The organism is Pseudomonas laurylsulfatiphila (assembly GCF_002934665.1).
In the GTDB taxonomy this organism is placed as follows: domain Bacteria; phylum Pseudomonadota; class Gammaproteobacteria; order Pseudomonadales; family Pseudomonadaceae; genus Aquipseudomonas; species Aquipseudomonas laurylsulfatiphila.
The window spans coordinates 691538-706477 of record NZ_NIRS01000004.1 but is presented as its reverse complement, the minus strand read 5'-3'; the positions used below and the strand labels follow the sequence as shown (position 1 = coordinate 706477).

Here is a 14940-nt window from a genome sequence, read left to right as displayed (position 1 = left end):
CACTATGAACACGCAAGACGACCAGGCCCTGGCCGATGAGTGGGCCGCGGCCCTGGAAGAAACCGGTGATGCCGGGCAGGCCGACATCGACGCATTGCTCGCCGCCGATTCCGGCAACTCCGCGTCCAACCGCCTGCCAATGGAAGAGTTCGGCAGCGTGCCGAAAAACAACGATCCGGTGAGCCTCGAAGGCCCGAACCTGGACGTGATCCTCGATATCCCAGTGTCGATTTCCATGGAAGTGGGCAGCACCGACATCAACATCCGCAACCTGCTGCAACTGAACCAGGGTTCGGTGATCGAGCTGGATCGCCTGGCCGGCGAGCCGCTGGACGTGCTGGTCAACGGCACGCTCATCGCCCACGGCGAAGTGGTGGTGGTCAACGAGAAGTTCGGCATCCGCCTGACGGACGTGATCAGCCCAAGCGAACGCATCAAGAAGCTGCGCTGAGTGAAAAAGTTTCTCGGGGCTGTGCTGGGGGGCGCGCTGACCATGTCGTTCAGCGTGCTGGCGGCCGAACCGGTTGCAACGGCGGCCACGGCTGCCGCGCCGGCGGTGAGCAGCGGGGTGGGTGGCCAGTTGACGCAACTGGTGTTCGGCCTGCTGCTGGTGCTCGGGCTGATCTTTCTCCTCGCCTGGTTGCTGCGTCGGGTCCAGCAGGCCGGTCCGGCCGGCAAGGGACAGGTGATCGAGATTGTCGGCTCCCGCGCGCTGGGGCCTCGCGACCGTCTGATGCTGGTGCAGGTCGGCAATGAGCAGATTCTGCTCGGCCTGAGCCCTGGCAGCATCACTGCGCTGCACGTCCTCAAGGAGCCGGTGCAGGTGCCGAGCACCGAGAAGCCGACGCCGGAGTTTGCGCAGCGCCTGCTGGAGATGCTGGGTAAAGATCAGAAGGATAAGAAGTAATGGGTGCGCTACGCATCGTCTTGACGCTGGCCCTGATGCTGGCCGCGCCGCTGGCATTCGCCGCCGATCCGCTGTCGATCCCGGCCATCACCCTGGGCACCAATGCGCAGGGTGCGCAGGAATACTCGGTCAGCCTGCAAATCCTGCTGATCATGACCGCGCTGAGTTTTATCCCGGCGTTTGTCATGCTGATGACCAGCTTCACCCGGATCATCATTGTCTTCTCGATCCTGCGCCAGGCGCTGGGCCTGCAGCAGACGCCGTCGAACCAGATCCTCACCGGCATGGCGCTGTTCCTGACCCTGTTCATCATGGCGCCGGTGTTCGATCGGGTGAACCAGGATGCCTTGCAACCGTATCTGGCGGAAAAACTGACGGCCCAGGATGCGGTCGCCAAGGCGCAGGTGCCGATCAAGGATTTCATGCTCGCCCAGACCCGCACCAGCGACCTGGAGCTGTTCATGCGCCTGTCCAAGCGCACTGACATCGCGACACCGGATCAGGCGCCGTTGACCATCCTGGTGCCGGCCTTCGTGACTTCCGAACTGAAAACGGCGTTCCAGATCGGCTTCATGATCTTCATTCCGTTCCTGATCATCGACCTGGTCGTGGCCAGTGTGCTGATGGCCATGGGTATGATGATGCTCTCGCCGCTGATCATTTCCCTGCCGTTCAAGATCATGTTGTTCGTGCTGGTGGATGGCTGGGCATTGATCATCGGCACCTTGGCCAGCAGCTTCGGCGGTGTCTCGCCATGACGCCGGAAGTTGCGGTCGACATCTTTCGTGAAGCGCTGTGGCTGACCACGTTGATGGTGGCCGTGCTGGTGATTCCAAGTTTGCTGGTGGGGCTGTTGGTGGCCATGTTCCAGGCGGCCACCCAGATCAACGAACAGACTCTCAGTTTCCTGCCGCGTCTGTTGGTGATGCTGGTGACGCTGATCGTCGCCGGCCCGTGGCTGGTGCAGACCTTCATGGAATACATCCAGCAGCTGTACGGCAGTATTCCGCAGGTCATCGGCTAAGCCATGTCATCGCTGCTGCAGTTGACGGATACCCAGATCAGCACTTGGGTCGCGACGTTCATGTTGCCGCTGTTCCGCATCGGTACCTTGCTGATGGTCATGCCGGTGTTCGGCACCTCCCTGGTACCCCGGCGCATCCGACTGTATTTCGCCCTTGCCATCACCGTGGTCATCGCGCCGGGGCTGCCACCGATGCCGCCAGTGAACGCGCTGGATTTGAGCGCGCTGCTGCTGATTGCCGAGCAGATCCTTGTCGGCGCGATACTGGGCTTCTCCCTGCTGCTGTTTTTCCAGGCTTTCGTGGTGGCGGGGCAGATTGTCGCGATCCAGATGGGCATGGGCTTTGCCTCGATGGTTGACCCTACCAACGGTGTGTCGGTGGCGGTGATCGGGCAGTTTTTCACCATGCTGGTGACACTGATGTTCCTGGCCATGAACGGTCATCTGGTGGTGTTCGAGGTGCTCACCGAAAGCTTCACTACGCTGCCTGTCGGCAGCGGCTTGATGGTCAATCATTTCTGGGAGCTGGCCGGCAAACTCGGCTGGGTGCTCGGCGCGGCGCTGTTGCTGGTGCTGCCGGCGATCACCGCGCTGCTGGTGGTCAACATCGCGTTTGGCGTGATGACCCGCGCCGCACCGCAGTTGAACATCTTCTCCATCGGCTTCCCCCTGACCCTGGTGCTCGGGCTGTTCATCGTCTGGGTCGGGCTGGCGGACATCGTTAATCAGTATCAACCGCTGGCCACCGAGGCCCTGCAGTTTTTACGCGAACTGGCAAAGGCGCGCTGAGTCATGGCTGAGAGCGAAAGCGGTCAGGACAAAACAGAAGACCCCACGGATAAAAAGAAAAAGGACGCCCGTGAAAAGGGTGAGATTGCCCGCTCCAAGGAGCTCAACACCCTGGCGATCATGCTCGCCGGTGCCGGTGCGCTGCTGGTCTTCGGTGGGGCACTTGCCCAGGAGATGATGGACCTGATGCGCCTGAACTTTTCCCTGTCGCGCGACGTGGTGCTGGATCAGCGTGCGATGGGAACCTATCTGCTGCACTCGGGACAGATTGCCTTGCTGGCGATTCAGCCGGTGATGATCACCTTGCTCCTGGCGGCGTTGATCGGGCCGATCTCCCTCGGCGGCTGGCTGTTCTCCGCCGGCACCATGGCGCCGAAGTTCAGCCGTATGAACCCTGGTGCCGGCCTCAAGCGCATGTTCTCGGGCAAGGCTGTGGCCGAACTGCTCAAGGCGCTGGCGAAGTTCTTCATCGTCCTGTTCGTGGCCCTTGTGGTGTTGTCGGCGGATATCGACGATCTGTTGCGTATCGCTCATGAGCCACTGGACCGGGCAATCACCCACAGCCTGCAAGTGGTTGGCTGGAGCACGCTGTGGATGGCCTGCGGGCTGGTCATTATCGCCGCCGTGGATGTGCCGATACAGCTGTGGGAAAGCATCAAGAAACTGAAGATGACCAAGCAGGAAGTGCGTGACGAGCACAAGGATCAGGAAGGACGGCCGGAGGTCAAGCAGCGGATTCGACAGCTGCAGCGTGAGATGTCCCAGCGGCGGATGATGGCGGCGATTCCCGAGGCGGATGTGGTCATCACCAACCCGACCCACTACGCCGTGGCGCTCAAGTACGATCCGGAGAAGGGCAATGCGCCGGTGTTGCTGGCCAAGGGCAGTGACTTCCTGGCCCTGAAGATCCGCGAGATCGCCGCGGCCAACGAGATCCTGTTGCTGGAGTCGCCGGCGCTGGCGCGTTCGATTTATTACTCCACCGAATTGGAGCAGGAAATCCCCGGCGGGCTCTATCTGGCGGTTGCGCAGGTACTGGCCTACGTCTATCAGATTCGACAGTACCGGGCGGGCAAGGGCAAGCGGCCTGATCCGCTCAAGGATGACCTGCCGATTCCACCGGATTTGCGCCGCGATTCTTGAGAATCAAAAGATCGCAGCCTTCGGCAGCTCCTACAGGTCCACACCGATCTCCTGTAGGAGCTGCCGAAGGCTGCGATCTTTTTTACCAGCGAAAACCTCTATTCCAGGCCTTTGCAAAAGTTGGAAAGCTTCTTGCCGTAGCCGCCCTGTGCCTGATCGCAGCCTTCGGCAGCTCCTGCAGGTTCAGGCCGATCTCCTGTAGGAGCTGCCGAAGGCTGCGATCTTTTTTACCAGCGAAAACCTCTATTCCAAGCCTTTGCAAAAGTTGGAAAGCTTCTTGCAGTAGCCGCCCTGCGCCTGCTTCAGGCGTCAAAAGTTTGCTTTAAAGGAACGGGGAAAACCGGTGGATCGCTCTCAGTTAATCAACAGTGCCCGCAGCAACATTGCCGACCTCAGTCGAGGCAATCTGGGCGTGCCGCTGTTGCTGCTGGTCATGCTGGCGATGATGATGTTGCCGGTGCCGCCGTTCCTGCTCGACGTGTTCTTCACCTTCAACATTGCCCTGTCCATCGTCGTGCTGCTGGTGTGCGTCTACGCCTTGCGCCCGCTGGATTTCGCGGTGTTTCCGACCATCCTGCTGGTGGCGACGCTGTTGCGCCTGGCATTGAACGTGGCCTCCACGCGGGTGGTGATGCTCCACGGCCAGGACGGTCACGCGGCCGCCGGCAAGGTGATCCAGGCGTTCGGCGAGGTGGTGATCGGCGGTAACTACGTAGTGGGTATCGTGGTCTTCGCGATCCTGATGATCATCAACTTCGTCGTGGTGACCAAGGGTGCGGGGCGGATTTCCGAGGTGAGCGCGCGTTTCACCCTCGATGCGATGCCCGGCAAGCAAATGGCGATCGACGCCGACCTCAACGCCGGCCTGATCGATCAGGCCCAGGCCAAGGCCCGCCGCTCGGAAGTCGCCCAGGAAGCCGAGTTCTACGGTTCCATGGACGGTGCCAGCAAATTCGTCCGTGGTGACGCGATTGCCGGCCTGTTGATCCTGTTCATCAACCTGATCGGCGGCATGGCGGTCGGTATCTTCCAGCACAACATGACCTTTGCCGACGCCGGCAAGGTGTACGCGCTGTTGACCATCGGTGACGGTTTGGTGGCGCAATTGCCATCACTGTTGTTATCGACAGCAGCGGCGATCATGGTGACCCGTGCTTCCGGTTCGGAAGACATGGGCAAGCAAATCAATCGCCAGATGTTCGCCTCGCCTAAAGCCTTGGCCGTTTCGGCCGGCCTGATGGCGGTGATGGGTCTGGTGCCCGGCATGCCGCATTTTTCCTTCCTGACCATGGCTGCACTGGCGGCGGGTGGTGCGTACCTGTTCTGGAGAAAGCAAAACCTCGTCAAGGTGCAGGCCCTGCAAGAGGTCAAGCGCCAGCAGGAGCTGCTGCCGTCGCCAGCCCGGGCCCAGGAAACCAAGGAGCTTGGCTGGGATGACGTGACGCCCATCGACATGATCGGCCTGGAAGTGGGCTATCGCCTGATTCCGCTGGTGGACCGCAACCAGGGCGGTCAGTTGCTGGCGCGGATCAAGGGTGTGCGCAAGAAGCTGTCTCAGGATCTGGGCTTCCTGATGCCGACCGTGCATATCCGTGACAACCTCGACCTGGCGCCGAGTGCCTATCGCCTGACCCTGATGGGGGTGATCCTGGCGGAGGCGGAGATTTACCCGGATCGCGAGCTGGCGATCAACCCAGGGCAGGTCTACGGTACGCTCAACGGCATTACCGCCAAAGATCCGGCTTTCGGCCTGGAGGCGGTCTGGATCGAAATCAGCCAGCGTGCCCAGGCGCAGTCCCTCGGTTACACGGTGGTCGATGCCAGCACAGTGGTGGCCACCCACTTGAACCAGATACTCTACAAGCATTCCAGTGAACTGATCGGTCACGAAGAAGTGCAGCAACTCATGCAATTGCTGGCCAAAAGCTCGCCGAAACTGGCGGAAGAGCTGGTGCCGGGCGTGGTTTCGCTGTCGCAACTGCTCAAGGTGTTGCAAGCGCTGTTGGCCGAGCAAGTACCTGTTCGCGATATCCGCAGCATTGCCGAGGCCATCGCCAACAATGCCGCCAAGAGTCAAGATACCGCCGCGCTGGTGGCTGCCGTGCGGGTTGGCGTCTCCCGTGCAATCGTCCAAAGCATTGTAGGGACTGAGTCGGAGCTGCCAGTTATCACGCTGGAGCCAAGGTTGGAACAGATATTGCTCAATAGTCTGCAAAAGGCAGGACAAGGCTCGGAAGAGGGCGTTCTGCTGGAGCCAAGCATGGCTGAGAAACTGCAGCGCTCGCTGATCGACGCGGCGCAGCGCCAGGAGATGCAAGGTCAACCGGTGATTCTGCTGGTGGCCGGTCCGGTTCGCGCGATGCTCTCGCGATTCGGTCGGCTCGCAGTCCCGGGTTTGCACGTGTTGTCTTACCAGGAAATCCCTGACAACAAGCAAGTGACCATCGTTGCGACAGTAGGGCCCAACGGCTGAGGTAGTGGTTTATGCAAGTTAAGCGTTTTTTCGCCGCCGATATGCGTCAGGCCATGAAGCTGGTTCGCGATGAGCTGGGCGCTGATGCAGCCATTATCGGCAACCGCCGGATTGCCGGGGGCGTCGAACTGACGGCTGCGCTGGATTACAAGTTGTCGGCGCTGGCACCGCGTGTTCCGAACATGGAGCTCGAAGACGAGCTGCGCAAGACTCAGTCGCGGATCGTCACCGCCCAGGCCGAATTGAGCCTGCGCAGCGATGGCGAGAGCGACAATGCGACCAACCGCCAGTTGTTCGCCGGCCTGCCGTTGACCGCCGCCGAGCCGCTGATCGAACCGACCTACGCCGAACCCCGTCGCCCCGCACCGGCTGCTGCGCCTGCGTCCGGTGGCGTGGACCCGCGTGCTTTCGACTCGATGCGCTTCGAGCTCAACAGCCTGCGCGAACTCATGGAAGTACAACTCGGGTCCCTGGCCTGGAACCAGCTGCAAGGCAGCCGTCCGGACCAGGCCAACCTCTGGCGTCGCCTGCAACGCATTGGCCTGTCCGGCCCGCTGTCGCGCGACCTGCTGGCACTGATAACCGAAATCCAGGAGCCTCGTCAGGCCTGGCGCATGCTGCTGGCGCACCTGGCGCGCATGATCGTTACCCCGGAAGTCGAACCGCTGGAAGAGGGTGGAGTCATCGCCATGGTCGGCCCTGCCGGCATGGGCAAGACCACGACCCTGGCCAAGCTGGCTGCCCGTTATGTGCTCAAGTACGGCGCGCAGAACATTGCGCTGGTGAGCATGGACAGCTTCCGCATCGGTGCCCAGGAACAGCTCAAGACCCTGGGGCGCATTCTCAATGTGCCGGTGACCCACGTCGATCCGGGCCAGTCCCTGGTGCAGGCGCTGGACCCATTGCTGCGCAAGCGCGTGGTGCTGATCGATACCGCCGGCCTGCAGGCCAGCGACCCGGCCCTGCGCATGCAGCTCGAAAGCCTGGCCGGTCGTGGCATCCGCTCAAAAAATTATCTGGTGCTGGCAACCACCAGCCAGAAACAGGTTCTAACCGCCGCTTATCACAGTTACAAGCGTTGCGGGCTCGCCGGCTGCATCCTGACTAAACTGGATGAAACGGCAAGCCTGGGCGAGGTGTTGAGCCTGGCCATCAGTCATGAGCTGCCAGTGGCGTACCTGACCGATGGCCCGCGGATTCCGGATGATCTCCATCTGCCGCGCCGTCATCAGTTGGTCAGCCGCGCCGTCAGCGTGCAAATGCAGGAAGAACCCAGCGAAGAAGCCATGGCTGACATGTTCGCTGACATCTACCACAGCCCGACCAAGCAGGTCGGCTAAGGTAATAATGAATCGTTTTTGTACCTACATCGATGGTCTGCCATGCATTGTTCCGTTTGTGAACGCGCAGCCAGTAATGTGGCCTCCGTCTATGCAAGACAAGGTAAAGAAATAACATGGGCAGCATGCATCCCGTACAGGTGATCGCGGTGACCGGCGGCAAAGGTGGCGTCGGGAAAACTAACGTGTCAGTGAACTTGTCCCTGGCTTTGGCTGAGCTTGGCCGGCGCGTCATGCTGCTGGACGCCGACCTGGGACTGGCGAACGTCGACGTTCTGCTGGGGCTGACACCCAAACGTACCCTGGCCGACGTGATCGAGGGCCGCTGCGAACTGCGCGATGTACTGCTGCAGGGGCCAGGCGGCATCCGAATCGTTCCGGCCGCATCCGGCACACAGAGCATGGTGCATCTGAGCCCGGCGCAACACGCAGGCCTGATCCAGGCCTTCAGTGATATCGGCGACAACCTCGACGTATTGGTGATCGACACCGCTGCAGGCATTGGTGAGTCGGTCGTCAGCTTCGTTCGTGCAGCCCAGGAAGTGCTGCTGGTGGTGTGCGACGAGCCGACCTCGATTACCGATGCCTACGCCTTGATCAAGTTGCTCAATCGCGACTACGGCATGAACCGCTTCCGCGTCCTGGCCAACATGGCCCAGAGCCCGCAGGAAGGGCGCAACCTGTTCGCCAAGTTGACCAAGGTCACGGATCGCTTCCTCGACGTCGCCCTACAATACGTCGGCGCGGTGCCCTACGACGAAAGCGTGCGCAAGGCTGTACAGAAGCAGCGCGCCGTCTACGAGGCCTTCCCGCGTTCCAAGTGCTCGCTGGCGTTCAAGGCCATTGCGCAGAAGGTCGATACCTGGCCGCTGCCTGCCAACCCGCGCGGGCACCTGGAGTTTTTCGTCGAGCGCCTCGTGCAGCAAACAGCAGGACCTGTGCTATGACAGCCAGCGGTTACAACCTCTACAAAAAATCGGCTCGTGATGCGCAGTACGAACTGATCGAGCGTTACGCGCCGCTGGTTAAACGCATTGCTTACCACTTGCTGGCGCGTTTGCCGGCCAGTGTCCAGGTCGAAGACCTGATCCAGGCCGGGATGATCGGCCTGCTTGAGGTATCGACCAAATATGACGCCAGCAAAGGCGCCAGTTTCGAGACGTACGCGGGCATTCGAATCCGCGGCGCCATGCTCGATGAAGTGCGCAAGGGGGACTGGGCGCCACGTTCGGTTCACCGCAATACGCGCATGGTCAGCGACGCCATTCGCTCGATTGAAGCGAAAACCGGCCGTGACGCTAAAGATCACGAAGTTGCGGCCGAACTCCAATTGAGTCTCGACGATTACTACGGAATTTTGAACGACACCCTGGGCAGCCGGTTATTCAGTTTCGACGATCTGTTGCAGGACGGCGAACACGAAGGGCTGCACGAGGATGGCGCGAGTGCTCATACCGAGCCGTCACGCGATCTGGAAGATGAACGCTTCCAGGCTGCGCTGGCGGATGCGATTGCCAATTTGCCGGAGCGTGAGCGACTGGTGTTGGCGCTGTACTACGACGAAGAGTTGAACCTCAAGGAAATCGGTGAGGTCCTGGGGGTCAGCGAATCGCGGGTCAGCCAGTTACACAGCCAGTGCGCGGCCCGCTTGCGGGGGCGTTTGGGGGAGTGGCGAGCGCGCTGAAGGCAGTGTGGGGGACACTGCGAACGAGGCTGGTGTGGTGTTGAACTGCGCCGGTCCCGGTCTGTTGTGCTCCAGACAGTCATTGAGTGCTTTGCCGGATTGATTGAAATGGCGCGTCCAGGTGCTGGACGCGTTTAAGACTGCTTGGAGGTCGAATTGGACAAGAACATGAAAATCCTCATCGTTGATGACTTCTCAACGATGCGGCGGATCATCAAGAACCTGCTGCGTGACCTTGGGTTCACCAACACCGTCGAGGCCGACGATGGCACTACCGCCATTCCGGTGCTCAACAGCGGAAGCATCGACTTTCTGGTAACGGACTGGAACATGCCGGGCATGACCGGTATCGATCTGCTGCGCCACGTGCGTGCCGATGAAAAGCTCAAGCACCTGCCGGTGCTGATGGTGACCGCTGAAGCCAAGCGTGAGCAGATCATCGAAGCGGCCCAGGCCGGCGTTAACGGCTATGTGGTCAAACCCTTCACGGCCCAGGCGTTGAAAGAAAAAATCGAGAAGATTTTCGAACGCATTGGTTGATGACTGCGCCACGGGGGAGCTATGGGCAATAACGAAACTTCATTGGGCGATTTTGAGTCGACCCTGAAAAAACACGCCGTCGAATTGGTCGAGAGCCTTGAAAAAGGCAAGTTCGGCGACGCGGTGCAATTGATCCATGAGCTCAACCAGACCCGTGACCGCGGCCTGTATCAGGAAGTGGGCAAGCTCACACGCGAACTGCATAGCGCGATCGTCAATTTCCAGATTGACCCGCACATGCCGCAAGCCGAAGAAGTGTCGCAGATCACCGACGCCACTGAGCGTCTCGGTTATGTGGTCAAACTGACCGAGGCCGCGGCCAACCGCACCATGGATCTGGTGGAGAATGCCACGCCGCTGGTCAACAGCCTGGCGGATGAAGCCCAGGCCTTGAGTACGGACTGGGGGCGCTTCATGCGTCGTGAAGTCGGCGCTGAAGAGTTTCGTGAACTGGCCCGGCGGGTCGACGGTTTCCTTGTGCGCAGCGGCACGGACAATCGCGCGGTGTCGGGCAACCTCAACGACATCCTGCTCGCCCAGGATTATCAGGACCTCACGGGGCAAGTGATCAAGCGTGTGACCCAGTTGGTCACCGAAGTCGAAAGCAACCTGCTCAAGCTCGTGTTGATGGCCAGTCAGGTGGACCGCTTTGCGGGCATCGAGCATGACCGTGAAGCGATGCTTGCTGAAAAAGATCCACAAAAACATCTCTCTCAGGGTGAAGGTCCGCAGATTCATGCCGATAAAAGAGAAGACGTTGTGTCCGGTCAGGACGATGTGGACGATTTGCTATCCAGCCTGGGATTTTAGAGTTTTAGGTTTTTTGGGTTTTTAGACCTTTAGGAGCACCCCCCCTGATGAGCTTCGGCGCCGATGAAGAGATCCTTCAGGATTTCCTGGTTGAGGCCGGCGAGATTCTAGAGCAACTGTCCGAGCAACTGGTCGAGCTGGAAAGCCGTCCGGATGATGCGGATTTGCTCAATGCAATTTTTCGCGGTTTTCACACTGTAAAAGGGGGCGCCGGCTTCCTCCAGCTCAACGAGCTGGTGGAGTGCTGCCACATCGCCGAGAACGTGTTCGACATTCTGCGCAAGGGTGAGCGTCGCGTCGATTCGGAACTGATGGACGTGGTTCTCGAAGCGCTGGACGCGGTGAACAGCATGTTCAGCGAAGTCCGCGAGCGCAGCCCGATCACGGCGGCGACACCTGAGCTGCTGGCGGCGCTGGCTCGTCTGGCCGAGCCGCAATCGGCTGACGAAGGGGTTGCTGCGCCTGTTGCCGTCGAGGTTGAAGCGCCGGTGGCCGAAGTCGATTCAGGCGATATTACCGATAACGAATTCGAGCAATTGCTGGACTCGCTCAATGCCGTCAAGGCACAGGCCGAGGCGCCGGCGGTTGCCCACGCACCTGCAAGCGATGCACCTGCAAGCGACGAAATCACCGATGCCGAGTTCGAGTCGTTGCTCGATCAGTTACACGGTAAAGGCCAGTTTGCCGTCGATGCGATTGCGCAGGCTCCGGCTGCGCCAGAAGCACCGAAAGCGCCGGGCGACAGTTCCGATATTACTGACGACGAATTTGAAGCACTGCTCGACCAGTTGCATGGCAAGGGCAACTTTGCTGTCGAGGCCCTGGAGTCGGCCATTGCGTCGGTGCCTGCACCTGCGGCCCCAAGCGCGGCGGCGGCTGGCAGCGATCTGATTTCCGATCACGAGTTCGAAGCGCTGCTCGACGAATTGCACGGCAAAGGCAAGTTCAGCGAGGTCGGCACCGCGACAGCGGCCAACGGTTCGAACGCTGCGGTTGCGACACCGGCACCGGCAGCCAAGGCGGCGCCGAAACCTGTGGCCAAGGCCCCCGAGCCAAAAGCCGAAGCCCCGGCAGCCGCTGCACCGGCTGCCGCCCGCGCCCCGGCCGCGCCGCCGGCGGAAAAACCGGCGAGCGAAGCCGAGACCACCGTACGCGTCGATACCGCGCGCCTGGACGAGATCATGAACATGGTCGGCGAGCTGGTGCTGGTGCGTAACCGCCTGGTCCGCCTGGGTCTCAACAGTGGCGACGAAGCCATGTCCAAGGCCGTGTCGAACCTCGACGTGGTCACCGCCGACCTGCAAACCGCGGTCATGAAGACCCGGATGCAACCGATCAAGAAAGTCTTCGGGCGCTTCCCGCGCCTGGTTCGCGACCTGGCTCGCCAGCTCAAGAAAGAGATCAACCTGGAACTGGTCGGCGAAGAAACCGACCTCGACAAGAACCTCGTCGAGGCCCTGGCCGACCCGCTGGTCCACTTGGTGCGCAACGCGGTCGACCACGGCATCGAGTCGCCGGAAGAGCGCGAAGCCTCGGGTAAGGCCCGTGGCGGCAAGGTGATCCTGGCGGCCGAGCAGGAAGGCGATCACATCCTGCTGTCGATCTCCGATGACGGTAAAGGCATGGACCCGAATGTCCTGCGTTCCATCGCGGTGAAACGCGGCGTGATGGACAAGGATGCGGCCGATCGACTGAGCGACACCGAGTGCTACAACCTGATCTTCGCCCCGGGTTTCTCGACCAAGACCGAGATCTCCGACGTGTCGGGTCGCGGCGTGGGCATGGACGTGGTGAAAACCAAGATTTCCCAGCTCAATGGTTCGATCAACATCTACTCGGCCAAGGGCCAGGGTTCGAAGATCGTCATCAAGGTGCCGCTGACCCTGGCGATCATGCCGACGCTGATGGTCATGCTCGGTAACCAGGCGTTTGCGTTCCCGCTGGTGAACGTCAACGAAATCTTCCACCTCGACCTGTCGACCACCAACGTCGTGGACGGCCAGGAAGTGGTGATCGTGCGGGACAAGGCGCTGCCATTGTTCTACCTCAAACGCTGGCTGGTCAGCTCCGCCGCTCACGAAGAGCAGCGCGAGGGCCATGTGGTGATCCTTTCGGTGGGCACGCAGCGGATCGGCTTTGTCGTCGATCAACTGGTGGGCCAGGAAGAAGTGGTTATCAAGCCATTGGGCAAAATGCTCCAGGGAACTCCGGGCATGTCCGGCGCCACCATCACCGGTGACGGCCGCATCGCGCTGATTCTCGATGTTCCGAGCATGCTCAAGCGTTACGCCACACGGCGTATTTGATTCTGGTGGAGCGGGGCGCCTGGCCTCGCTCCATCTAATGGAGTGTTTATGGCAGTCAAAGTCCTGGTGGTGGACGATTCGGGGTTTTTCCGCCGCCGCGTCTCGGAAATTCTTTCAGCGGATTCGAATATCCAGGTCGTCGGCACGGCGACCAACGGCAAAGAGGCGATCGATCAGGCGCTGGCCCTCAAGCCCGACGTGATCACCATGGATTACGAGATGCCGATGATGGACGGCATCACGGCCGTACGGCACATCATGCAACGCTGCCCGACCCCGGTCCTGATGTTCTCCTCGCTGACCCATGAAGGCGCCCGGGTCACCCTCGATGCGCTGGATGCCGGTGCGGTGGATTTCCTGCCGAAGAATTTCGAAGACATCTCGCGCAACCCCGAGAAGGTCAAACAGCTGCTGTGCGAGAAGATTCTCAGCATCTCGCGCAGTAATCGTCGTGTCAGTCACTTCAGCGCTCCGACGCCTGCCGCTGCGCCAGCGCCGACGCCTGCGCCTTCCAGCGTGGGCAGTTTTGCCAGCAGCGCACCCGCGCGTCCGGCACCGGCACCGATCCCGACGCGTACACATGCACCCGCTACGTCGTCGCCCGCGCCAAAACGCAAAAACTACAAACTGGTGGCCATCGGTACGTCCACCGGCGGTCCGGTCGCCCTGCAGCGGGTCTTGACCCAATTGCCAGCCAATTTCCCGGCCCCGATCGTGCTGGTTCAACACATGCCGGCCGCCTTCACCAAGGCCTTCGCCGAGCGCCTGGACAAGCTCTGCCGCATCAGTGTCAAGGAAGCCGAGGATGGCGACATCCTGCGTCCGGGCCTGGCGCTGCTGGCGCCGGGTGGCAAGCAGATGATGATCGACGGTCGCGGCGCGGTGAAAATCCTCCCGGGTGACGAACGCCTCAATTACAAGCCGTGCGTGGACATCACCTTCGGTTCGGCCGCCAAGTCCTACGGTGACAAAGTTCTGGCGGTCGTCCTGACCGGCATGGGCGCCGATGGCCGTGAAGGCGCTCGGCTGCTCAAGCAGGGCGGCAGTTCGATCTGGGCGCAGGACGAAGCCAGTTGCGTGATCTACGGCATGCCGATGGCCATTGTAAAAGCTGAACTCGCCGACGCGGTGTACAGCCTCGACGACATCGGCAAGCACTTGGTCGAGGCGTGCATCTGATGGATGTTCTAAGCCTGATCGGCATCATCATGGCCTTTGTCGCCATCATCGGCGGCAATTACCTTGAAGGCGGTCACCTGGGCGCCCTGGCCAACGGTCCGGCAGCGTTGATCGTGCTCGGCGGCACCATCGGTGCGGCGCTGCTGCAATCACCGATGAGCGCCTTCAAGCGCGCCATGCAGATCCTCGCCTGGATCCTGTTCCCGCCTCGGGTCGACCTTGCCGGTGGCATCGATCGCGTGGTGAACTGGAGCCTGACCGCCCGCAAGGAAGGCCTGCTGGGTCTTGAAGGTATCGCCGACGCCGAGCCTGACAATTACGCCCGCAAAGGCCTGCAACTGCTGGTCGACGGCGCCGAGCCGGAAGCGATCCGCAGCATTCTGGAGGTGGATTTCTACACCCAGGAAAGCCGCGATATCGAAGCGGCCAAAGTGTTCGAAAGCATGGGTGGTTACGCGCCGACCATCGGCATCATCGGTGCGGTGATGGGCCTGATTCACGTCATGGGCAACCTGGGTGATCCGTCGCAACTGGGTAACGGCATCGCCGTGGCCTTCGTCGCCACCATCTACGGCGTGGCCAGTGCCAACCTGGTGCTGCTGCCGATTGCCGCCAAACTCAAAGCCATCGCGCTGCGCCAGTCGCGTTATCGCGAAATGTTGCTGGAAGGGCTGTTGTCGATCGCCGAAGGTGAAAACCCTCGCTCCATCGAGTTGAAGCTTCAGGGCTTCATGGATTAAGGGAA

Annotated in this window: 15 protein-coding genes; all 15 read left to right on the top strand. The window is 60.9% G+C overall.

Features of this window, described 5'->3' with window-relative positions:
• The first annotated feature begins 4 nt into the window (after window positions 1–4).
• The 15 genes from fliN to CD175_RS18025 all read left to right on the top strand — a co-directional run bounded on the left by fliN (window position 5) and on the right by CD175_RS18025 (window position 14935).
• Window positions 5–451, top strand: a complete 447-nt coding sequence (gene fliN, locus CD175_RS18095; RefSeq protein ID WP_015096241.1) for a flagellar motor switch protein FliN — start codon at window positions 5–7, stop codon at window positions 449–451.
• The gene (gene fliO / locus CD175_RS18090) at window positions 452–907 is read left to right on the top strand and encodes a flagellar biosynthetic protein FliO (RefSeq protein WP_104449907.1); all 456 of its coding nucleotides are present in this window, start codon (window positions 452–454) and stop codon (window positions 905–907) included.
• Window positions 907–1665, top strand: a complete 759-nt coding sequence (fliP, locus tag CD175_RS18085; RefSeq protein ID WP_090324267.1) for a flagellar type III secretion system pore protein FliP — start codon at window positions 907–909, stop codon at window positions 1663–1665. The genes fliO and fliP overlap by 1 nt, the downstream gene beginning before the upstream one ends.
• A complete protein-coding gene (fliQ, locus tag CD175_RS18080) occupies window positions 1662–1931 on the top strand; it encodes a flagellar biosynthesis protein FliQ (protein ID WP_007975354.1) in 270 nt (89 codons plus the stop codon). The genes fliP and fliQ overlap by 4 nt, the downstream gene beginning before the upstream one ends.
• A 3-nt stretch (window positions 1932–1934) precedes the next feature.
• Window positions 1935–2720, top strand: coding sequence for a flagellar biosynthetic protein FliR (gene fliR / locus CD175_RS18075; RefSeq protein WP_104449906.1), 786 nt, complete (start codon window positions 1935–1937; stop codon window positions 2718–2720).
• A gap of 3 nt (window positions 2721–2723) precedes the next feature.
• Window positions 2724–3863 (top strand): flagellar biosynthesis protein FlhB, encoded by a 1140-nt coding sequence (gene flhB / locus CD175_RS18070; protein WP_104449905.1) that lies wholly within the window; start codon window positions 2724–2726, stop codon window positions 3861–3863.
• A 343-nt stretch (window positions 3864–4206) separates the two neighbouring features.
• On the top strand, window positions 4207–6336 hold the full coding sequence (flhA, locus tag CD175_RS18065) for a flagellar biosynthesis protein FlhA (protein ID WP_104449904.1): 2130 nt from the start codon (window positions 4207–4209) through the stop codon (window positions 6334–6336).
• A gap of 11 nt (window positions 6337–6347) precedes the next feature.
• The gene (gene flhF / locus CD175_RS18060; RefSeq protein ID WP_104449903.1) at window positions 6348–7676 is read left to right on the top strand and encodes a flagellar biosynthesis GTPase FlhF; all 1329 of its coding nucleotides are present in this window, start codon (window positions 6348–6350) and stop codon (window positions 7674–7676) included.
• A 116-nt stretch (window positions 7677–7792) separates the two neighbouring features.
• Complete coding sequence (fleN, locus tag CD175_RS18055; protein WP_007975361.1) at window positions 7793–8623, top strand: flagellar synthesis regulator FleN; 831 nt, start codon at window positions 7793–7795, stop codon at window positions 8621–8623.
• Window positions 8620–9360 carry an RNA polymerase sigma factor FliA gene (gene fliA / locus CD175_RS18050; protein ID WP_007975362.1) on the top strand — a complete coding sequence of 247 codons (741 nt, stop codon included), beginning with the start codon at window positions 8620–8622 and terminating at the stop codon, window positions 9358–9360. The genes fleN and fliA overlap by 4 nt, the downstream gene beginning before the upstream one ends.
• Before the next feature lie 168 nt (window positions 9361–9528).
• Window positions 9529–9900, top strand: a complete 372-nt coding sequence (locus CD175_RS18045; RefSeq protein WP_003183998.1) for a chemotaxis response regulator CheY — start codon at window positions 9529–9531, stop codon at window positions 9898–9900.
• Between the two features lie 21 nt (window positions 9901–9921).
• Window positions 9922–10710: a protein phosphatase CheZ gene (locus CD175_RS18040; RefSeq protein WP_104449902.1), complete on the top strand. Its 789-nt coding sequence runs from the start codon at window positions 9922–9924 to the stop codon at window positions 10708–10710.
• Window positions 10711–10757: 47 nt separating this feature from the next.
• Window positions 10758–13016 carry a chemotaxis protein CheA gene (locus CD175_RS18035; protein ID WP_104449901.1) on the top strand — a complete coding sequence of 753 codons (2259 nt, stop codon included), beginning with the start codon at window positions 10758–10760 and terminating at the stop codon, window positions 13014–13016.
• A 48-nt stretch (window positions 13017–13064) separates the two neighbouring features.
• On the top strand, window positions 13065–14195 hold the full coding sequence (locus tag CD175_RS18030; protein WP_104449900.1) for a protein-glutamate methylesterase/protein-glutamine glutaminase: 1131 nt from the start codon (window positions 13065–13067) through the stop codon (window positions 14193–14195).
• On the top strand, window positions 14195–14935 hold the full coding sequence (locus CD175_RS18025; protein ID WP_007980738.1) for a flagellar motor protein: 741 nt from the start codon (window positions 14195–14197) through the stop codon (window positions 14933–14935). The genes CD175_RS18030 and CD175_RS18025 overlap by 1 nt, the downstream gene beginning before the upstream one ends.
• The last annotated feature ends 5 nt before the right edge of the window (window positions 14936–14940 follow it).